We start from the raw sequence: 21,440 nt of genomic DNA, 5'->3' as shown, positions 1-21,440 counted from the left end.
CAAGGCGGATGGAATTTCACCACCAAGGTAATAAGAGTTATTCACAAGTCGAGGTTGTCCTCATGTGGTGACTTGGAACGGCCATTTATACCCAGTTTCCTGGTTTAGTGGCCAACGAGTCACACAACTTCAGCACGAGTAGCAGGTTTATTTGGATTCAAAATTTTTACATCTGGATGATTTACTACCAATCCAGTTGCAGTAGCTGCTGCTACTTTTTCCTTAGCCCAATCAGGTATTTTTTCTTTGTCTTGATAAATACTTAAAACCTGATCAGGATTTGATGGAATTTCCAGATTTAAGCCACTAGCTAAAGCAACTAATACCTGTAATCTTGGTACTTCTTGTTCTGGACGAAAAATATTTCCTGGATACCCACTCAAAAAACCAGATTTAGTAGCTGTTTGAATTTCTTTTTGAGTCGGTGAGTCTGCTGGTACATCCTTATAGTTAACAGCACTTTCTGTTAATTTTTCCTCAAATACTTTAGGAATTTGAGTAGCAAATTCGGCTCGCGTTACAGGTTGATCTGCCTCGAATTTATCGTTATCAACCTTAGCAATAATATCACGTTCTTTCAAAGGTTGAATGAAATTACTGGCCCAAAAATTATCTGGAACATCAGAAAATTTAATTTTGCCAATAGGAGATATTTCAGGAGATGGCGCTGCTGTAACGACTAACGGAATTTCAGAAGTTTCTGCTTTTGGAGAAGGAGAATCTGCTGTTTCACTCGCCCCTGGTGACTCAGAAGTTTCTGCTTCTGGAGAAGGAGAATCTGCCGTGGATGAGTCAGAAGTTTCTGCTTTTGGAGAAGGAGAATCTGCTGTTTCACTCACCCCTGGTGACTCAGAAGTTTCTGCTTCTGGAGAAGGAGAATCTGCCGTGGATGAGTCAGAAGTTTCTGCTTTTGGAGAAGAAGAATCTGCTGTTTCACTCGCCCCTGGTGACTCAGAAGTTTCTGCTTCTGGAGAAGGAGAATCTGTCGTGGGTGACTCTGTTGTTAAACTAGGAATAGGAGGGGCCAGAGGCAAAGGTGCAGTTGCCATTGGAGATCCAGGTAAGATACTTCCAATACCTAATGTGGCCAAACCCTTTCCAACTTGTGGGACTTTTGTAGATTTGGCTAATTCTAGTGTTGTCTCAGCCTCAGTATTGGCTCGAGCCAAACCTTTAAAACTTGTCTCTAACTGCTCAAAAGTATTAGTAATAGGAGTCAGAGTAGCCAAACTTGTTTCTAACTCTTCAGAAGTAGAAAGTGCTTGACCAAAATTTGATTCTGGTTCGCCAGTCAGCGTATTAAGTTGTGGTGTGCCTAAGCTAAAAATTGACTCCTCTGTACTAACATCTGGACTATCAACTATTTCAGATTTAGGTAAAGAAAGAATAGGTTTGGAGAATAGATTAAACCCATCATTCCCTCTAGTCGTTGTCCAGAAAAATACACTGCCAAGAGTCGCTAAGGCTACAAATATTGCAATCCACTCATCACGTTCCACTGGCCTTGACCGTGAAGGTGGGTTCGGAGGTATATTTGTCATTGTCATAGCTATATAGTGACAGCTCTAGATTAGACTACCATTAGGGATAAAAGGAAGATTATCGCTGCGCTCTAAGTCAGAAATAGGAAGTCAGAAGTCAGAAGTTTTTTTCTATAGACATCTCCAGAAAAGAGGGAACAGGGAACAGGGAACAGGGAACAGGGAGAAGTAATTGATAAGAATTGATTTTATTTTTGATTTTCACTCCTATGTCTTATGATAATTTTCGGTAATAAAATCTGGTAGTCCTAAAAAGGAAAGGATGAAGCTATAGGTAACGAGGCATTGTAATGATGGATGAAATGCTAGATAGTCCCTATATGATTTTCCAGCTTTTTGGAAAAAGATAAAGTCTTCCTGACTAAACGTGAAATTCGTTGCCGTAAAGTACAGCTAAATTGAAGAAGGAGTCAGGAGACAGAAGACAGGAGTCAGAATAGAATTTTTCACCGAAAAATTGGGTCTTAAGCTAAGAATCATTTAGATTCTATATTCCCTGTTCCCTTTGACAAAAATTGGATATATGGTTTAAATGCAAAACAACTTATATTAATAATTTGCAAGTCCCTCAAGCTCAAAGTTTGAGTCTCAGAAATTTTAAATAAAATGACTACTAAACCATTAATTATTGCTCACCGGGGTGCATCTGGCTTGGTGAAATTTGAAAATACTTTAGCTTCTTTTGAAAAAGCTATTGAATTGGGTGTACCAATGGTGGAGTTTGATGTGAGAAAAACTCAGGATAATTTATTTGTTGCGTTTCACGATGAATCAATTGATGGGATGAAAATTAGTGATTTGAGTTATCAACAACTTTTGGATATTTCTCGGCAAAAAGGTTTTGATGTCCCATTGATAGAGGATGTGTTGAAGTTGTGTCAGGGGAAAATTAAACTTGATATTGAATTGAAAGAAGTGGGATATGAATTGGAGATAGTTAATTTAGTCAAAAAATATTTAGATTATCAAGATTATGTGATTAAATCTTTTCTTGATGCTGCTATTATTGCGGTCAAAGAAGCAGATAATCAAATTACAACTGGGTTGTTATTAGGACTTAGTAAACCCAAAAATTTAATTGCTACTCGATTATCAGAAATCTTTCCTGAATTTCGTTTGTTTACAACTAAAGCTGATTTTGTTTCGCCTAATTATCAATTGATAAAATTTGGTTTTGCCTGGCGCATGAAGCTGTTTAATCAGAATATCTATGTTTGGACAATTAATGATGAAAAATTAATGGTTGAAACTGTCAAACAAGGAGCATTTGCATTAATTACAGATAGACCAGATTTAGCTTTGAACTTATTTGATGGGAATTAGCATTCGTTGTATGCAACGTTCCTACCTACTCCCCCACTCCCCTGCTCAATAAAATGTAGAAAAGTTTTTGAGAAATGGTGTTACGTAACCATCCAACAGCACACGTTGCATGAGATGTAAAATTGACAATTATTCCAAAAATGGTAAGCATACTATCACACACGCTACTTAATCTTTTGTTTATAGTAGTCGAAGGAAAGGTTAAGACAGATCAAAAGTTTAAAACTCAGGCAACGCAATATTTTTCCTGATTCTTTCTTCTGCTATACAAACTATTCTCTAAACAAAAAGAACCTCTTAGTTATGAGGCTCTCTTTTAACTTTTCAAGGTTCGTGCAATAAAGTATAGATTGAAAGTTGGTTAAAAAACTGTTTGCTACCTCAATTAGAGCCGGGAGACATTATTATTATTGATAATGCCAGTTTTCATCAAGGGGAGTCTATCAGAGAAATTGTTGAAGAGGCAGAATGCGAAATCTGGTATTTACCACCTTATTCACCAGATTTGAATAAGATAGAGAATTGGTGGGCTGTCTTAAAAACATGGATGAAACAAAGACTTAAAGAATTTGAGACTGTAGGAGAATGTGTAGACGCCGCGTTCAAAAACTGTCCTAATGTATGTGTGTAGTGTTGTATTACTTTCAATTTGATTGATGCAGTGCTAACAACAAGAACTACTATATTATTGTTTCTGAGCAAGAATTATAGCACTTTTGAATGTGTCTTCTAAAGGAAAAAAGTATTTCAAGAAAAAATTTGCTTTATCAAGTTGTACTTTGGTAATTGGGGCTAAAATTTGAGTTAGCCAACCAGAATTAACCCCCCAATTATGCACATGATATAAATCAGTAAACTTTACTTTTTCTTCACAGATTTCTTGAGCTATAATAGCAAATCCATATTTTTCTAATAAAGATTCTAATTTCTTTTCATTCTTAGGAATTTTCACATTATCATCTGTAGAAATCTTGGAAAAGCCATAAAATTTATTTATTAAATTTCCTATATTAGCAAGTATCTGAAGATTTTTAAAAGAACCAAGTGTGGAAGTAGCAATGGAACACAAACCTCCAGAGGTTAAAATTTTTGAAGCTTTAGAAATAATGATTTCTGGTTCCACATAAGCCATCATAAAATGAATCAACGCTAAATTTATGGTATTTTCTTCTAAATACTTCTCAATATTTGTTGCATCATCATGAAAAGCCTCTAATTCTATCTTTTGTAATTTATGTGAAAAGAACCAGTGCATTATTTAGTGTGATTTTGGGGAAAATAATTCTCAAAGAAAAAGGCATCAAAGAAAGATTTTTAGGAGCTGCAATTATGGTATTTGGAGTATTTTTAATCGGTATTTCACAACTAAAGTAAGAAGGAAGAAGTTCAACAATGAATAATTAATAATGAATAATTAACAATTACCTCTTCTTTAAAATGGATAGGATAGACTCAGAGGAAAATTTTTCTTTATTATCCCCTGAAAAGGGAAGGCTACCACAATTTTTCGGTAAAAGATAAAAATAAGTAGTGAAGCACAATTAATTGTATATTTGATTCCCTACTACCTACTCCCTACTATTCTCCCTATTCTCTTATTTATCAATTATTTTCCTCTACTCCCTACTCCCTATTCCCTACTCCCTACTCCCTACTCCCTTTTAAATAAGTACTTATGAAATTTAATTTACAAGCAAGATTACAAAATCATCTGAATGAAATAGTACGCGATCGCGACCCATATCTAGCATCAGGAGGGCATTTTTATGTCAGACAATATATCGGTCGGCAGTTGTCACAGTGGGGAAATGTAGAAATTGATGAATTTCAGGTAAGAGGCAAAAACCATCAAAATTTAGTGTTAAATTTATCCTCTATTAATAACAGTAAAAAACAGAAATTAGCACCAATATTAATTGGCGCTCATTATGATGCAGTACCAGGTACACCAGGAGCAGATGATAATGCAACTGGTGTAGCAGTTTTACTAGAATTAGCCAGAGAAATTTCATCTCAACCCTTAAAATATCCAGTTAGTTTAGTTGCTTTTGATATGGAAGAATATGGATTATTAGGTAGTCAGCATTATGCCGAAAAACTCAAACAAAAACAACAGCAACTTAGACTAATGATATCCCTAGAAATGCTCGGTTATTGTGACTCTACTCCCAATTCCCAAAGTTATCCTACAGGATTAAAATATTTTTATCCAAACCAGGGTAATTTTATTGCATTAATTGGCAATTTATTGACCATCATTGATATGTGTCAAATGAGTAGAAAATTTAATAAAATAGGAACGAATTGTCAGCTTTTACCAGTACCAAATCGAGGTTTAATTGTGCCTGATACTCGTCGCAGTGACCATGCCCCATTTTGGGATAGAGGATATAACGCTATAATGATTACCGATACTGCCAATATGCGAAATCCTAATTATCATCAAAAAAGTGATACTATTAACACTTTAAATTTAGATTTTCTCACAGGAGTTTGTCAGGGATTAATTGTCGCTATTAGAAATATTGTGTAAAAAATAAATTAGGAAAAAATCTAGACTAAGATATTATAATTATGCCCAAAAAATCTACAATTAAAAAGCTAATTTTAGGATTAATTTTTCTAGCAGTCGGAAGTAGCCAAAAAGTAGCAGAAGCAGATAATAATTCCACAAAAATCAGCCAACAAAAAACTCATAATTGTCAAATTAATCGACAACAACCAAAATTTTTAGTATTTGGAGGAGGTGGTACTCCAGCGCAAAATGAAATTGCTATTGAAAAAAATGTACTTTACTTTCAACGAACCCTAGAAAAAATCGGATATAACCCATTAGCAGCTACAACATTTTTTGCTAATGGCAATGATGGGCAAGCCACAATTCGCTACATTGATGAATTAGGAAAACAACGATTTAAAGTACCAGAAATTCCGAATATTCAGGGTAAAGCAACATTAAAAAATCTCCTTAATTGGTTTCAAAAAGCTTCTGGAGAAACATCTCATCCCCCTATATTTTTTTACTTTACAGGTCATGGCATCAAAAACCCAAACAATTATAATAATAATGCTCTAATGCTTTGGGAAGACCGACCTCTAACAGTTCATAAATTATCACAAACTCTAGATAAATTACCCCAAAATACTCCAGTAGTAACAATGATGGCTCAATGTTTTTCCGGCTCATTTGCGAATATTATTTATCAAGGTGGCGACCCTAATAGACCTATAGCACTTCAGAGCCGTTGTGGTTTTTTTGCTACTATCAAAACTTTACCTTCAGTGGGCTGCACTCCAGAAGTAAACGAATCAGATTATAAAGATTATAGTTCCAGTTTTTTTGCCGGATTAAGTGGTTATAGCCGTATGGGAAAAAGAGTAGCTTCAGCAGATTATAATCAAGACGGAAAAATTAGTTATATCGAAGCTCATAGCTTTGCGAAAGTAGACGAAAAAACAATTGATTTGCCAGTTTCAACTTTAGAAGTATGGTTACAAAATCAGGCAAGTAAAGCCGATATTAAATTTATTTGGGAACAACCAATTATTAATCTTTTATCCAAAGCACGACCAGAGCAACAATATGTAGTTAAATCAATAGTCAAAATGTTGAATTTCGACCCGCAAAAATCTTACATAGAAAATGCTGGAGGAAGTATCACCGAACAAGAAATTAATAATCAAATAGAACGAGCATATTTTCTCCGTTTAGGAATGGAATTAATTAATATTGGTGTAGAAGAAAAAATTATCAAAGCTTCAGATAAAACAGCGATTACTATTTTTGAGCGTCTACTCAAATGCGAAGCAGATATCCCGGGAAGATAGTCAAATAAATAGTACAAATAGATATGAGGCATGGTATAAATGACCAAAACCTAAGAATATTGAATCTAGTTATACAAGTTAAAGAATTAACTAGAAATTGGAGGAAAATTGTACAAAATGAAACGCTCTCTATATTTATTTATAAGTCTAGCTCTTTTAGGGTTAACATCCTGTAGCGCGGTCAAAGAAATTCAGGAATTAATTGACCAACCCCCACCACCAACCCCCACAGCATCCCCTGTCAAAAAAAAAGTAAGAAAATTATTTCCGATTCAGCAAAACGGAAAATATGGGTTTATTAACAAGATGGGTAAAATAGTTATCCCTCCAAGATTTGAGCGGGTAAAAAACTTTTCAGAAGGATTAGCAGCAGTAAAAATTGCAGAAAGGTGGGGCTATATTAATGAACAAGGAGAAATAGCTATCAAGCCAGAATTTGATTCTGTTGTACGTTTTTCCCAATCTTTAGCACCAGTCAAAAAAATTGGTCAGAGATGGGGTTACATTAATAAAAGTGGAGAAATGGTAATTCAACCCCAGTTTGAAGAGGCGGTCTATTTTTCTGAAGGACTGGCACGAGTTACAATTGATGGTAAGTGGGGTTATATCGATCCAACTGGCAAAATAGTGATTCAGCCAGAATATAGAGGACAAACGGGACGCGGGTTCTTTGTTGATGGATTAGCGGCAGTGAGAATTGGTAGTGCTTATGAATATGGGTACATAGACCAGACTGGAAAAGTGGTAATTGAGGCAAAATATGATTTTGCTGGAGATTTTATCAATGGTTTAGCGAGGGTCAAAATTGGGGATAGGTGGGGATATATTGATAAAACTGGTAGAGAGATTATTAGACCACAGTTTGTTTTTAATCAAGAATTCTCTGAAGGGTTAGCAGCAGTAAAAATTGATGACAAGTATGGTTATATAGATATTTCTGGTAACAGAATAATTCAACCGCAATATGATTTTGCTGGCAACTTTTCAGAAGGTTTAGCAGAAGTCAGGATTGATGACAAGTATGGCTATATTAATGCTTCTAATGAGATGATTATTGAGCCAGAGTTTGATAATGCTTTTGGGTTCTCCAATGGTATTGCAGAGGTGTGGGTAGACGGGGAAAAGGGTTATATAGATAAAATTGGCAGATTTGTCTGGAATTTAACTAAATAAAGGAGTAGGGAATAGGGAGAATCAAGAGATTTACCATGTATAAACAGGATAGTTTTTTTCTAGATCGCTATTATCCAGACATGATATAATACCAATTACCAAAAGTAATGCTATACTTCAACAGTCAGATAGTTACCAAGATTCAAAGTCTGTTTTTGACAATTATGAGTCAGTTAGTATAGATTTTTCCTACTTTTAACCTCTCCTACACCTACCACACTTCCCACTCTTCCCCACCCAATCAAACGTAGCATTCTTTTTAAGAAATGATATAAGTAGGTAGGTCAAACTAAGAGTAAGCTATAGAGAGTCATTTGAATACATCTGCTTACTCTTTTTTTTTGCTTTGGGAGAATATTGCAACTATTATACATCTAATTTGCAAGTAACCAATATCTTATACCTTTATTGGCAGTAGCTTTTAATATTTACTCTAGCAAAAACCATGTTTTTTTAATATGATTATTTGAATTGATTATCAATTTTAGATTATTTTGTGCTTAAAATGATATCGAAAAAGCCTCTTTTTGTCAATAACAAAATGAGCTTTTTTTGAAAGTAAACAAAAGTAACTCTTGATACTAAAACCCTTTTAAAAGTTGTGATATTTTGAAAACAAGGTTGCAATATAACGACCATTAAAGGCTAAAAAAAGTTACTATTATTAAAAAGCGTTCAGCAGTTCAGCGATCGGTAGTCAGCTTTGCGCGTTTGCGGAGCATTCCAGAACATAAAGGGGATTTAAACCCCTCCTAAAATTAAGCGACAAGCTAGAAGTAGGGGATGTTTTACCCAAGCTTTTCCTGACAGAATGCTCCGAAAAAAATACCTAATTGCGCAAATTTTTAGGCTGATAGTTGATAGCTAATAGCTGATAGCTACTTAAATAATAATTACTCAGTCGAAAGAGGGAAATAACTATGAGTCTAAACCAGGAAAAACATCAATCTCCTCATCATGTTGTCATCGTTGGAGGTGGATTTGCAGGGCTAGAAGCTGCCAAACAGCTAGGAAAAGCACCTGTTAAAGTAACCTTGGTTGACAAGAGAAATTTCCATTTATTTCAACCATTACTTTATCAGGTAGCTACAGGTAGTCTTTCTCCCGGAGATATTGCTTCTCCTCTTCGCGGTGTAGTTGCAGAACAGAAAAATACCCATGTTTTGATGGGTGAAGTTGTGGATGTCAATCCCGAACAGAAAAAACTCATTTTGAGCGATCGAGAAATAGATTACGATACATTAGTTATGGCAACTGGTGTTAGCCATAATTATTTCGGAAATGATTGGTCAGAAAAAGCTCCTGGACTAAAAACAGTAGAAGATGCACTAGAAATGCGTCGTAGAGTATTCGCCTCCTTTGAAGCTGCAGAAAAAGAATCAGATCCAGAAAAACGAAAAGCACTGTTAACTTTTGCAATAGTTGGCGCTGGTCCCACAGGGGTGGAATTAGCAGGTGCTTTAGCAGAGTTAGCGCACACTAAATTAAAAGAAGAATATCGCTCTGTTAATACTAGCGAAGCTCAAATTTATCTAATCCAAAGTGGAGAAAGAGTTTTACCTTCGTTTAAAACAGTTTTATCAGAAAAAGCACAAATAGAACTGGAGAAGTTGGGAGTCACAGTGTTGACTAAAACACGAGTGACTAATATAGAAAACAATATCGTCACCATTCGCTCTGGAGAAACAACCCAAGAAATTCCCGCTCACACAATATTATGGGGAGCAGGAGTTAAAGCATCAGCAGTTTCTCAAGCAATATCTAATCGTACAGGGGCAGAATTAGACCGCGCAGGTCGTGTTTTTGTTAATGAAGATTTGACAGTACCTGGTTATCCTGACATCTTTGTCATTGGAGACTTAGCTAACTACTCTCATCAGGGAGACTCTCCAGTACCTGGAGTTGCACCAGCAGCAATGCAGGAAGGATTTTATGTAGCGAAACTGATTCAAAAACGGTTGAAAAATAAGACCTTACCCCCATTCCACTATATTGACTACGGTAGTTTGGCAGTTATTGGTCGTCACCAAGCAGTTGTACAATATAAAGCAATTCGTTTTTCAGGTCCTCTAGCTTGGTTTGCTTGGTTATTTATTCATATCTACTATATGATTGAATTTGATAACCAACTCATTGTCATGATTCAGTGGGCCTGGAGCTACTTTACTGGTCAAGGTGGTGCTCGTCTAATCACTGAAAAAGCAACTAAAGCACCTACCTATGAAGAATGCCAGGCTCGCTATACTCCGCTAGTAACAAGCGAATCATCTGGTGAAGCTTAATTTAATCAGGGAATAGGGAAAAGTCAAAATTCAAAAGTCAAAAGTAAGAATTTTTAAGTTATATCATGTCCGGATAATTAGTGATAAAAAAACTTTCTCCTTATTTTCGTCTTTCTTCGCTCCTGAATTCTGAATTGCAGAATTGCAGAATTGCTGAATTCTGAGTAGTTTATTTATAACTGTTCAACCGGACATGATATTACAGCGGTTTTCATTTCAGTAGACCACAGTAGGGACGTTGCATGCAACGTCTCTACATGGTTTTGGTTATAACGATGTGTTCATCAATTTGAAAAGCGCTGTAAAAGCTAATGCACAGTTTTAGCTGTGTCACTCTACTACCAATAGCTCTTCCTTCTTCCTTCTTCCCTCTTCCCTCTTCCTTCTTCCCTCTTCCCTCTTCCTTCTTTTAAACCCTAAATATAAGCTTGAAGTTCCGACCGTAGGACAGTGTCAACCCGCTGATATTCTGCTTGTAACTGAGAGAAAATCTTATCCGCTCCTTCTGTTGTACCTTCACGCGCAATATATTCTAACTCTTTGCAAAGCTCAGGCAAATTATTAGCTCCCACAGAAGCACTACTAGATTTCATACTATGAGCAGATCTTTGTAGTAATTTTGCCTGTTGTTGTTTAATTGCTTGACTCATTTCATCTAAAAGTTTAGGTGAATCTTCCAGATAACAATCAATTACTTCTACTAAAAGCTCTGAGTTACCTCCAGCCATTTCCTTCAACTCTTGCAACACTGCTAGATCGACAACTCCTTCTAACTCTAGTTGAGGTAAAACATCTTTTTCAGTTGTTGTTTGTGGGGGACCATATTTACTTAAAACTGTAGTCAATGCTTCTAAGCGAACTGGTTTACTAATATAATCATCCATACCAGCAGCTAGACAATTTTCCTGGTCGCCCTGCATTGCATTGGCCGTCATAGCGATAATACGCGGGCGTTTTTCTTTTTCCCATTCAGTACAAATTTGGCGTGTAGCAGTCAAACCATCCATTTCTGGCATTTGTACATCCATCAGTACCACATCATAAGATTGACGACGTAAAGCTGCTAATACTTCTAAACCATTAGCGGCAACATCAGCCCGATATCCTAAATTTTTGAGAATATTAATTGCTACTTTTTGGTTAACGACATTATCTTCAGCTAATAGAATTTTTAAAGGTAATTTTTCTGCTAACTTGGAATTTGATTGAATTTTAGATTTTTGGGTACTATCAACTATACTCTCTCTCAGGATACCTACTAACACTTTTTCTAGTTGAGATTGTTTAATTGGTTTGTTGAGATAAGCAGTAGCATTGATATTAACGTTCTCAGTAGAGTATTCTAGTTGACTTAGAGAACTGAGAAAAACTAAAGGTAATTCTTGACAATTAGGTAACTTGCGAATTTTATTAGCTAGAGTGAAGCCATCCATTACTGGCATATATACATCTAGAATAGCAAAATCAAATGTCTGTCCTGACTGTAATAAATTTATCGCTTCTTGCCCACTACCTACAGCTTGAGAAATCATACATAAAGATTCTGCTTGAAGTGTTAGTACTTGCCTGTTAGTAGCATTGTCATCTACAACTAACAAATGTTTATTTTTTAATATTGTTTCAGTTTCTGATTTCTGACCAAGACATGAATTTTCGCCAATAGCAGTAGCTACTACAGTGAAAAAGAAACTCGAACCAACTCCTGCTTCACTTTCTACCCACATCTTTCCTCCCATAATTTCACTTAACCGCTTGCTAATAACTAACCCCAATCCTGTGCCACCATAGTTACGAGTTGTAGAAGCATCAACTTGACTGAAAGGTTTGAACAGACGATCCATACGATCTTGAGGAATACCAATACCAGTATCTTTAACCGCAAATTGTATTTCGTAGACAGTAGAGCAGGGAATATTTGATTCTAGACATTCTGTTTGATTAGGAATGGGATAATCCCTTTTTTGCCCAGGGTCTAAATTTTGATTCTGAAGTGAAGCTGTTACTGATAATACCACTTCCCCAGTTTCTGTAAATTTGACTCCATTGCTGAGGAGATTAACTAATACTTGACGTAACCGAGTTACATCTCCTACTATAACTTCAGGAGTTTGTTGCTGTATTAGATAAGCTAGCTCTAATTTTTTTTCGGCTGCTTTTGGAGCCAATAAATCTAGACATTCCTCTATACAGCTTCGGATATTAAAAGGTTGTTCCTCTAAACATAGTTTGCCAGATTCAATTTTAGAGAAATCAAGAATATCATTAATTAAGCTCAATAAAGCATCTCCACTGTTGCGGATAACTTCGACAAAATCTTGCTGTTGTGAGTTTAGCTCTGTGTCTAACAGTAAACCTGTCATCCCAATAACTGCATTCATTGGAGTCCGAATCTCATGGCTCATTGTAGCAAGAAATTCACTTTTGGCTCGGTTAGCAATTTCTGCTTCTTCTTTAGCAGCTCTGGTTCGATCTTCTGCTTGTTTCTTCTCTGTAATATCTGTTATTGTGCCCACAGCACGATAGGGTTGACCTGATTCGTCACAAATACGTTGTCCTTTGGTAAATATCCAGACATAATGCCCATCCCGATGTTTGATGCGATGGGTATTCTGATAACGTTCTGTTTCTCCTGCTAAATGTGCTTCTACATCTCTGAGGGTTGCTTCTAGATCCTCTGGATGTATATTATCTGACCAAGTAGATAAAGTGTAAGGAAGTGGGTCATTTTCGTGGCCAATAATTCTCATCCAGGTAGGTGAATAGTAAACCTGATTTGTTTGTATATCCCAATCCCAAATTCCATCGTTTGTACCAGATATAGCAAGTGCATAGCGTTCTTCGCGATCGCTCAAAATAGATTCTATCCGGCGACGTTCCAGAATTTCTGCACTGAGGTCTCGATTTTTTTTGTGTAGTTCTTGAGTTCTTTCCCTGACTCGGTTTTCTAGAGATTCGTTTGTGTGCTTAATTTCAGTAAATTTTTCCTGTAAAGCTAATAGCATTGACTGAAAGTTAGCAGTGAGGGTATTAATTTCTGCGATTCTACTCTTCTTTGCCAAACCTATAGGAGCTTCTTGATACAGTAGTTTTTGAGATAAGTCTGTGGTTACTTGTGTCAGTGTTAACATCGGTGCTACTAATTTTTTACTGACTAAGACTGATATGATTAATCCTACCACTGCGATTATTTGCATTGTCACCAAATTTTTAATATAACTCGTTTCTAGGAAGTCTATGTAAGGAGCTGTAGGTAATGTTACATATAGAGTCCAAGGAAGATCGGCACTAATTTGCATCTTTTTTCCATAAAAAGATTGTTTCCATCGTTTCATCTTTGGCATTCCTGGTGTTGTTGGTTGCCACTTAAAGATATCTCCTTCGTATTCCACATTTCCTGTTTCCTGTAAGTCAAATTTTTCCTTCGTAGTTGCCTCTGAACTACCCTCAGTAATGATGTATTGTTTGCTATCAACCAGTATTATATTTATTTCTTTTATTTGAGTATTTAGTTGCTGAAGTTGACCTAATTCAGCTATGCCGACAGAAGCATAAGCTATTCCCTGGAAGCTATTCTCTTTGACTATTGGTACTATGATACCTATATGAGGAAAAGGAGATGCTTTATCTCTATGAATATCTGTAACTTGTGGTTGCAATTCTTTGGCAAGTTTGCTCCAAGTATACTTATTAGATATGTTTAAGTTGACTAATGATTCTCCTAATTCATTCAATGCAGGTTCAGCCGCAATTATATTACCCTTAGCATCAGTAACATATACTTTTAAAAAAGAGGTAAATGCTTTTTTTATTACTGATGTACTTTGTTGAAGAGTAGATATTTCATTCTCAGGTACTTGAGCTGCTATTTTTGCTAATTCTTCAACAGCATACAAGTGTTTTTGATACCAAAACTGTAAATTATTTACCAGAGGAATTGTTGTGGCCTTCAGTTCTTTTTGAATATCTTTTTCTACTATTGTTAGTATATGTTGTCCATTCAAGATTGTGAGGATTAAAGCAGGTAATAAAATTAATGCGACTAATAAGTGAAAAATAGTTTCTTGAAAAGAGATTTTTTTGTAACTTTTAGATAATTTAAACAGTTGATTTATAGGTAAATAACTAACAATTAAGTTAGCAATTAAGGCGTTCAAGAAGCCATTAATTGACTGCTTCAACATAATTAATACAGTTTGTGTTGTACCTACGTTCAACATTAATCCATAAAATAATGCTACTAGAGGCATCCCAATCAAAAGCCAATATATTCCATCTAGCAAGACTATATTTTGCCAAGGGCGACGCTTTAACATTATTCCCACAAACATAGCTTCCAGAGTAAAGATAGCGATCGCATAGGGATGGTGCCAGAGGAAGTATGTGTGACTACCAGCAATGAAGGCGGCTATTGTTCCCCATATAACTCCATAGAGTTCGACTATCATAAACACTGCAATACTACCGAAGAGAAAATCTACCCCAAAGAATAAAGGTAATTTGAAATAATTGCCTAAATAACCTAAGATGATTAGTAATATTAATCCTAGTTTGCTTGTCAAGCTATAATTTTTTAGTGATTTTTTATTCTTATGGAAAAAGTTCATTTTTTTTACTTTGTTTTTGGCAGTTATCAATATTCATAAAATTACATTTTACTTGATGGTATTCAAGTTGTCTAAATTAGGATAATTAAACTTCGTAATTATTCAGAAGTTTGAACAATAAGTATTATTTGAAGAAGGAGACAGGAGACAGGAGACAGGAGGAAAATTACATGGGGATTCGCTCCCCCAAGTAATTTTGAACACCCTGTAGACGGTGGGGTATTAAACCCACAAAGAAAATGATTAACTGTCTTAATATTAATCTATTAATGAAAAAATAGCTACAGAGATAAGCTGATAATTTGGTTAAGGTTCTGATAAATTTCTCCCTATTCCCTATTCCCTATTCCCTCTTTTATGGAGATATATATAGATGTATTTAGGGCTTGCTGATTAAATATCAAAGCATTGACTGATATTGGTTTTAGCCTTTTTAGGATCGAAAAAAGTGCGCTTGTTTGAGTCTAATACCAATTTCATAAAATATTGCAAAGCGTGAGGACACAGGGAACAGGGAACACCGGAGCTGGGAACAGGGAACAGAGAAAGAAAAACATAAATATTAAAGAGGAAAAAAGGTGGAAATTTTAGAATTTATGGAATTTATAATTTTTTCTTTTAAGAAGAAATCACAAATTAAGATGTAACTGCCTTTGCGTGAATTTGGTATAAAACGCTCAAAAAGGAGCGTATTTTAGGCGCATAGTTTGGCAGAAAAATCAAGGGACAATTCTTATTCCTATCTCCTCGCTCATTCCCATTTCTCCTGTCTCCTGTCTCCTGTCTCCTGTCTCCTACCCCCTACTAAAAGACTTTTGAGCGCAAACCTTATTTATTGTTGATAATTCATCATTTTGATGTTGATGATAAACTACCAACAATAACTCACAAATATTAACTTCTGAGATTTACTTGAAATTTATCAACCAAAGCATCTCGTACCTTTTGCTGAATTGGATCGATATCTGCATCAGTAAGAGTACGATCGCTCATCCGATAGATTAATCGAAATGCTAAACTCCTTTGACCCTCCGGTACATTTTCACCCCGATATTCGTCAAATAATTCTATTGACTCTAATAACTTTCCAGCAGACTCAGAAATTACCTGTTTAATCTCATTCACAGACACCTCAACTGACACAAAGAAAGCAATATCTCGGTCAGCAGGTGGGAACGTAGAATAACCGCTAAACTTGCGCCTCAACATATCTGCTTGAGTCATCACTGACAAGAGTAACTCTAAATTAAGTTGAAAAACATAAACCTCATCTGGTAACTCTCGCTCCTGTCGTAGTTGAGGATGCAATTGCCCGAATACACCGAGTGATTTACCTTCCAACCATAATGACGCTGTTCTCCCTGGATGCAATAAGGAATTTTCAGAGGTTTGTTTATATTCAACTGCTAAATAGAGTCGTTCAAACACTTGTGTCAAAATACCTTTAGCTTCAAACCAACTTAAAGGTTGTTCCCGACCACCTAGAGTCCAACTTTTGGGAGCATTACCCATAATTCCAGCGATCGCATCTGCTTCCTGAAATTTTTCTCCCTCTTTCCAGAAAATACGACCTATTTCAAACCCATTTAATGCTCCATTTCCTTGTTCGAGGTTATATTGAAAAGCATCAATAAGTCCACTTAATAATTCTGTACGGAGAGCAGAATATTCCACAAATAAAGGGTTAGCGATCGCTATTTGATTTTCCTCACCTTGCTTAACCAAAGAATAGTGCATCAATTCTGTTAACCCTGCTCCACGGAAAGCTGCTCTGAGATTAAGCACCGCAGACTGTTCCGGTGGTAAATAACCCGCAGCACTTTTACTTGGTAGAGTTTCGCAGAAGTTATCATATCCATACAAACGGGCGACTTCTTCTATAAGATCTATTTCCCGTTCTAAATCTCGATAACGATACGGAGGTACTGTCACATTCCAAACTACCTCCTCTGTAATTTCCGATCTAATTAAACCACATCCTAAAGATGCGAGAATACCTTCCACTTCTTCTGGTTGGAGAAAAGATTCATACAAAGTACCTTCTCCGCGCTTCAGCGGTCCTAAAATTTCATTAATTCGGTTGAGACGGAGGGATAATTCACGAGTTACTGTCAGGTGGTCTCCTGCCGTGCTAAAACTTTCTTGAGTAGTAGTCTTTCCACCAGCTAGTTCAGTAATCAACATAATAGCACGACGGCAGGCCAATGCTAATTCAGCGTGATTAACCCCACGTTCATATCTAGTTGATGCTTCTGTGCGTAGACCTTGAGTCCTAGCTGAACGACGGATAGCGATCGGAGCAAAAATTGCTGCTTCCAATAATAGGTTTGTGGTATTGTCATTAACTTCCGTTTCTTCACCACCCATTACTCCAGCTAAAGCAACTGGTTTGTCATTGGCCGTAATTAATAATGTTTCAGCTTCCAGGGTCCGCTTTTGACTGTCTAGGGTCGTCAGAGATTCGTCAGACTTTGCATAACGAACTCCTATTGTCAACTGCTCATTACCTGTCAGGGCTATTATTTTGTCTTGGTCAAACCCATGAAGTGGTTGACCCCACTCTAACAAAATATAGTTAGTAACGTCTACTACATTATTGATAGACCGAATACCTGCAGCATCCAATCGTTGTTTTAACCATCCTGGTGAAGGACTAATTTTTACTCCTTCAATAAAAGTACCAATATAGATCGGGCAAGCTGCCGACTCTGAGATATCTATTTTCAGACTACTAGAGCTTTCTTGCTCTGTAATCAGAGCGCCAGAAGCTTCTGGTATTCTCAGAGATGCTCCTGTCAAGGCCGCCACTTCTCGAGCAACACCAATCATACTCAAAGCATCAGCACGATTTGCTGTTGTTGTCAAGTCTAAAATGACATCATTTAGACCAAGTAAAGGCCGAACATCACTGCCTAACTGGGGATTTTCTAACTCAAAGATATGAATTCCTTCAGCATCTTTTGTTAAGCCCAATTCTGCCAAGGAACAAATCATCCCTTCAGAGGGGACACCTCGTAGTTTACTCTTTTTAATTTTTAAGTCAATTTTCGACAAATAAGTACCAATAGTTGCTACTGGCACATAAATATCTGCTTTAGCATTAGACGCTCCACAGACAATATTTAATGGCTCTGCTTTGCCAATATCTACTTGGCAAACTTTGAGTTTATCAGCATTAGGATGTTTATTAGCTTCTAATATTTTTCCTACGACTACCCCAGTTGCCCAGGTGCTTCGATCTTCTATTTCTTCTACCTCGAAGCCTGCCATTGTCAGAGTTTCAGCTAACTCTTCTGGAGAAATTTTGATGTCTACCAGTTCCCGCAACCAGTTCAGAGAGATACGCATTCTTTAATAATTCCCGATCTTGAGGCACAGTAGAGCAAGATATTTGCTCTTAGGCCATATTTATAACTTCAAGTAACATTTTATCTCTCTGGTGGGTGGGGTCATAATTTGTCGAACTTTTAATTTATCGTCGGTCTTGATGGTCAATGGGATATGGCAAAGAAACTGCTATCTGTTCTATCATCAATGGAGGTTTGTTTGCCTTACTATTTTCTTTTCCCGACCTCAATTAAATGTGAAATTAATTTTCACAGGTACTTAAATTTTGGGCATGGGGGGGGGATAAGTGAGTTTAAGACTCCCAACAAATCATTAATTTGGTAGTATTTAGTTAGTAGTTGGCCTTAACCTTCCACTAATTAATTCTGTATGCCAATACTTCCTTTAACGGTTAGATCCTTTTCCTGACTTCTAACTTCTTCTTCCAGGATCACAAAAGGTAAAAGTAACATTTGTCACTTTATTAATTACTAATTCACTCAAATGATTATTAGTTAAAATTTTTCACTTATATTTATCTTCTTTTGACTTTTGTGGAGGTTGCAGATACAGAAATCAAAAATCATATTAATGCTTTCGAGTAACTCATTAGTATTACGGATTGCTACTTTTGATTTTTAATATTTGATGCTTCTACTTTTCTGTCCTGACTAAAATACCTTTTCTGATTATGGAAATATTTGATTTAGAGATAAACTTAATCTTAATCAAGAATTTTGTGATTTGAGATTATTTTGCAAAATAACTATAAACTTTAATCATATTATCATTTTACTATTACATATTATTATCTTACTATTACATAAGTATAATGTAATATATCTAGATTATTAATCCAATGATTTAAAATCAACCTAATCAATCAAATGCTTAATATACTTACCTCTTGTTAGGAAAAATATATAACTATATATCTGGACTCATCAAGCCAGGACTAGGATCAATGTATGAAATTTTAGATAATAAGCTTTGTGTAAATCAAAATAAATTGGCCTTTGTTTAGTGAAATTAGTGTGAAGAGATTGGTCATTCAAAGAAAAATTCAAATTAATATTTTTGTATAATATGAGCTACTGTATAAATCCTGCCTGTCCTCAACCTCAGAACCCAAATAGTTTAAATCGCTGTCAAGCTTGTGGTTCAGAGTTGGTTTTGCGCGATCGCTATCAAATTATTCAACCTCTTGGTAAAGGAGGATTTGGAGCAACTTTTTTATCTAAGGATACTTCCTTGCCAGGAGATCCAATTTGTGTAATCAAGGAATTGCGTCCATCGACAACAACGCCAAATGTATTAGACATGGCGCGAAGACTATTTGAGCGAGAAGCTGAAACCCTGGGTAAAATTGGCCATCATCCCCAAATACCTAGATTATTGGGTTATTTTGAGTGGAAGAAACATTTTTATTTAGTTCAAGAATATGTAAGTGGCTCAACATTAAAACAGGAAGTCAAAAAACAGGGTTTACTTAATCAAGAACAAGTTAAACACTTTTTGATCGAGATATTGCCAGTAATAAGTTATATCCACAGTCAGGAAGTAATTCACCGAGACATTAAACCTGCTAATATCATTCGGCGGAGTCAGGATGGTCATTTAGTTCTGATCGACTTCGGTGCAGTCAAAGATCATGTTAATCAAACTCATCTTGCCAGTGGTGGTACAGGAGAAACTGCTTTTACAAATATTTCTATTGGTACTTCTGGTTTTGCTCCACCAGAACAAATGGCTTTGCGACCTGTATACGCAAGTGATATTTATGCCCTAGGAGTAACTTGCATTTTTCTGCTGACAGGAAAAACTCCAAATAGCCTTGGTTACGATCAGATCAATGGTGAAATTCTCTGGCGTCCTCTTGTTAATATTAGCGACTGGTTTGGGGAAATATTGGAGAAAATGCTAGAAGTTTCCGTGCGACATCGCTTCCAGTCAGCAGAAGAACTTTTAACATCATTGAAGAAAAAAGAATCTGAAAACAAACAGGTTGAACTAATTCCAGATAATAGTCTAAATACATTATTTAGAGAAGAGTCCACAGTTTTTAATGACAATGAAAATGATTTTTCCTGGATGTCTACTAATAATCAAATTGCTCAAAAAATTCGAGAACGCAAAACTCGTTTAGAAAGGAAACCTACAACTCGATCTCGACCTCAGATGAAGATGAGGAAAGAAGTTTCTAAAGGATATTTGACGACGATTTCTGCAAAAAAGACAACTGGATTAAATTCTCAAACTCCCGATAAATGGACTTCTGCAACGTTGCGTAGTGCTTATGCTAAAGGTAGAAGAGATTTTCCTGATTGTAATTTAAGTCGCTTGAATTTGCGTAATGCCAAGTTGTCTGGAGTTAATTTTTATGGAGCTAATTTACATCAAAGTAATTTGCAAGGTGCAGATTTGTCCCATGCTAATCTTGGTCATGTTAATTTAACTAATACTACTCTCAAAAATGCAAATTTGACTAAGGCTTATTTAAGTACAGCTAGTTTGGCAGGATGCGATCTGCGGGATGCAGACCTGACAAATGCTTATCTGAATGGTGCGAATTTACAAGGAGCAAATCTGTGTGGTACTAATCTTGATAATGCAATGGTAAATCAGAAACAACTAAATATGGCAAAAACTAATTGGTGGACAATTATGCCCAACGGTAAAAGAGGTTCGGGATTCTAAAATAGTGGATATTTACTAATATATATATAATAGTGGCCGAAAAATTTTCAGGAGTTGCTTCATGCTCGAAAAATTTTTTTATACCACGATGATTACGTTATTACTGCCTATTTTATTAAGTATATCACCTTTTTCCAAACCTCAAAGTTTGAATTTTAAGGAAATAATATTATGTCCGCTTGAATACTTATGCTTTGGTGTAGGAAAGGCAGAAGGCATAAGGCAGCTATGCTGAAGGATTTCTTTCAATTGAAACTTAATTCTATACACGCTCCGATGCGACTGGACATGATATAACATGGAAAAACAACCATATTCAAGATATATCTCCGGAAACTTAATTTTTGTACAGGTATTACCGAAAAATTGGGTTTAAAGCCTCCCCCTTTTAGGGGGACTTTTTAGTTGATTTTATTTCAATAAATATGTTGTTATGTTCTTAGTTGAAAAGTCAGGTTATGAAAGCGAGATTTAAGTACCGTATCGATCCAACGCCTGGACAAAAATACCGATTAGCCAAGCTATTTAGTTGTGTCCGCGTCGTCTGGAACGATAGCCTAGCTTGCTGCCAACAAAAGTATAAATCAGAAGAAAAGAAGCCCACTAATGCTGAACTTCAAAAACAGTTGATCACATCTGCTAAAAAGACTGTAGACAGAGAATGG

Annotated in this window: 12 protein-coding genes and 2 pseudogenes; 9 read left to right on the top strand and 5 right to left on the bottom strand. The window is 36.1% G+C overall.

Translation table 11 applies throughout. The features are described from left to right. Positions 1–119 precede the first annotated feature (119 nt). Together F6K06_RS30510 and F6K06_RS30505 are read right to left on the bottom strand one after the other, a co-directional pair. Positions 120–1,547: an S-layer homology domain-containing protein gene (locus F6K06_RS30510; protein WP_287308993.1), complete on the bottom strand. Its 1,428-nt coding sequence runs from the start codon at positions 1,545–1,547 to the stop codon at positions 120–122. A 299-nt stretch (positions 1,548–1,846) separates the two neighbouring features. Then, a pseudogene (locus F6K06_RS30505) lies at positions 1,847–1,930 on the bottom strand (IS1 family transposase); the annotation flags it as partial. Between the two features lie 217 nt (positions 1,931–2,147). Between F6K06_RS30505 and F6K06_RS30500 the strand changes: the two are divergent. Both F6K06_RS30500 and F6K06_RS30495 read left to right on the top strand, forming a co-directional pair. Continuing rightward, the gene (locus F6K06_RS30500; RefSeq protein WP_124147043.1) at positions 2,148–2,864 is read left to right on the top strand and encodes a glycerophosphodiester phosphodiesterase; all 717 of its coding nucleotides are present in this window, start codon (positions 2,148–2,150) and stop codon (positions 2,862–2,864) included. 310 nt (positions 2,865–3,174) lie between these two features. Beyond that, positions 3,175–3,495: pseudogene (locus F6K06_RS30495) on the top strand (transposase); the annotation flags it as partial. 54 nt (positions 3,496–3,549) lie between these two features. Here F6K06_RS30495 and F6K06_RS30490 read toward each other — a convergent pair. Further along, a complete protein-coding gene (locus tag F6K06_RS30490; protein WP_124147044.1) occupies positions 3,550–4,119 on the bottom strand; it encodes a hypothetical protein in 570 nt (189 codons plus the stop codon). Between F6K06_RS30490 and F6K06_RS30485 the strand changes: the two genes are divergently transcribed. The 5 genes from F6K06_RS30485 to F6K06_RS30465 all read left to right on the top strand — a co-directional run bounded on the left by F6K06_RS30485 (position 4,101) and on the right by F6K06_RS30465 (position 10,147). Next, the gene (locus F6K06_RS30485; RefSeq protein WP_161564686.1) at positions 4,101–4,238 is read left to right on the top strand and encodes a hypothetical protein; all 138 of its coding nucleotides are present in this window, start codon (positions 4,101–4,103) and stop codon (positions 4,236–4,238) included. The genes F6K06_RS30490 and F6K06_RS30485 overlap by 19 nt on opposite strands. 301 nt (positions 4,239–4,539) lie before the next feature. Then, on the top strand, positions 4,540–5,397 hold the full coding sequence (locus tag F6K06_RS30480; protein WP_124147045.1) for a M20/M25/M40 family metallo-hydrolase: 858 nt from the start codon (positions 4,540–4,542) through the stop codon (positions 5,395–5,397). A gap of 41 nt (positions 5,398–5,438) precedes the next feature. Further along, a complete protein-coding gene (locus F6K06_RS30475) occupies positions 5,439–6,692 on the top strand; it encodes a caspase family protein (RefSeq protein WP_124155188.1) in 1,254 nt (417 codons plus the stop codon). A 117-nt stretch (positions 6,693–6,809) separates the two neighbouring features. Next, entirely contained in the window at positions 6,810–7,865 is a 1,056-nt protein-coding gene (locus tag F6K06_RS30470) for a WG repeat-containing protein (RefSeq protein ID WP_124147047.1), read from the top strand. 920 nt (positions 7,866–8,785) lie between these two features. Then, positions 8,786–10,147, top strand: a complete 1,362-nt coding sequence (locus F6K06_RS30465) for an NAD(P)/FAD-dependent oxidoreductase (protein ID WP_124147048.1) — start codon at positions 8,786–8,788, stop codon at positions 10,145–10,147. Between the two features lie 416 nt (positions 10,148–10,563). On the opposite strand, the gene F6K06_RS30460 is transcribed toward F6K06_RS30465, so the two are convergent. Next, on the bottom strand, positions 10,564–14,706 hold the full coding sequence (locus F6K06_RS30460) for a response regulator (protein ID WP_287244432.1): 4,143 nt from the start codon (positions 14,704–14,706) through the stop codon (positions 10,564–10,566). 939 nt (positions 14,707–15,645) lie between these two features. Beyond that, positions 15,646–18,099: a phenylalanine--tRNA ligase subunit beta gene (gene pheT / locus F6K06_RS30455; protein WP_287244429.1), complete on the bottom strand. Its 2,454-nt coding sequence runs from the start codon at positions 18,097–18,099 to the stop codon at positions 15,646–15,648. Between the two features lie 1,065 nt (positions 18,100–19,164). Between pheT and F6K06_RS30450 the strand changes: the two genes are divergently transcribed. Then, positions 19,165–20,775: a serine/threonine-protein kinase gene (locus F6K06_RS30450; RefSeq protein ID WP_287244427.1), complete on the top strand. Its 1,611-nt coding sequence runs from the start codon at positions 19,165–19,167 to the stop codon at positions 20,773–20,775. Positions 20,776–21,233: 458 nt separating this feature from the next. Then, the coding region (locus F6K06_RS30445) for a helix-turn-helix domain-containing protein (RefSeq protein ID WP_287244425.1) at positions 21,234–21,440 on the top strand (207 nt) is incomplete at its 3' end.

Source organism: Okeania sp. SIO1H4 (assembly GCF_010672695.1).
Lineage (GTDB): Bacteria > Cyanobacteriota > Cyanobacteriia > Cyanobacteriales > Microcoleaceae > Okeania > Okeania hirsuta.
The sequence above is the reverse complement of the archived record's forward strand: the minus strand, read 5'-3'. Positions and strand labels throughout refer to the sequence as shown.

Excerpts from the sequence above, each read along its gene's own strand:
- F6K06_RS30510 (WP_287308993.1), bottom strand. The coding sequence starts at position 1,547 with ATGACAATGACAAATATACCTCCGAACCCACCTTCACGGTCAAGGCCA.
- F6K06_RS30500 (WP_124147043.1), top strand. The coding sequence starts at position 2,148 with ATGACTACTAAACCATTAATTATTGCTCACCGGGGTGCATCTGGCTTG.
- F6K06_RS30490 (WP_124147044.1), bottom strand. The coding sequence starts at position 4,119 with ATGCACTGGTTCTTTTCACATAAATTACAAAAGATAGAATTAGAGGCT.
- F6K06_RS30480 (WP_124147045.1), top strand. The coding sequence starts at position 4,540 with ATGAAATTTAATTTACAAGCAAGATTACAAAATCATCTGAATGAAATA.
- F6K06_RS30475 (WP_124155188.1), top strand. The coding sequence starts at position 5,439 with ATGCCCAAAAAATCTACAATTAAAAAGCTAATTTTAGGATTAATTTTT.
- F6K06_RS30470 (WP_124147047.1), top strand. The coding sequence starts at position 6,810 with ATGAAACGCTCTCTATATTTATTTATAAGTCTAGCTCTTTTAGGGTTA.
- F6K06_RS30465 (WP_124147048.1), top strand. The coding sequence starts at position 8,786 with ATGAGTCTAAACCAGGAAAAACATCAATCTCCTCATCATGTTGTCATC.
- pheT (WP_287244429.1), bottom strand. The coding sequence starts at position 18,099 with ATGCGTATCTCTCTGAACTGGTTGCGGGAACTGGTAGACATCAAAATT.
- F6K06_RS30450 (WP_287244427.1), top strand. The coding sequence starts at position 19,165 with ATGAGCTACTGTATAAATCCTGCCTGTCCTCAACCTCAGAACCCAAAT.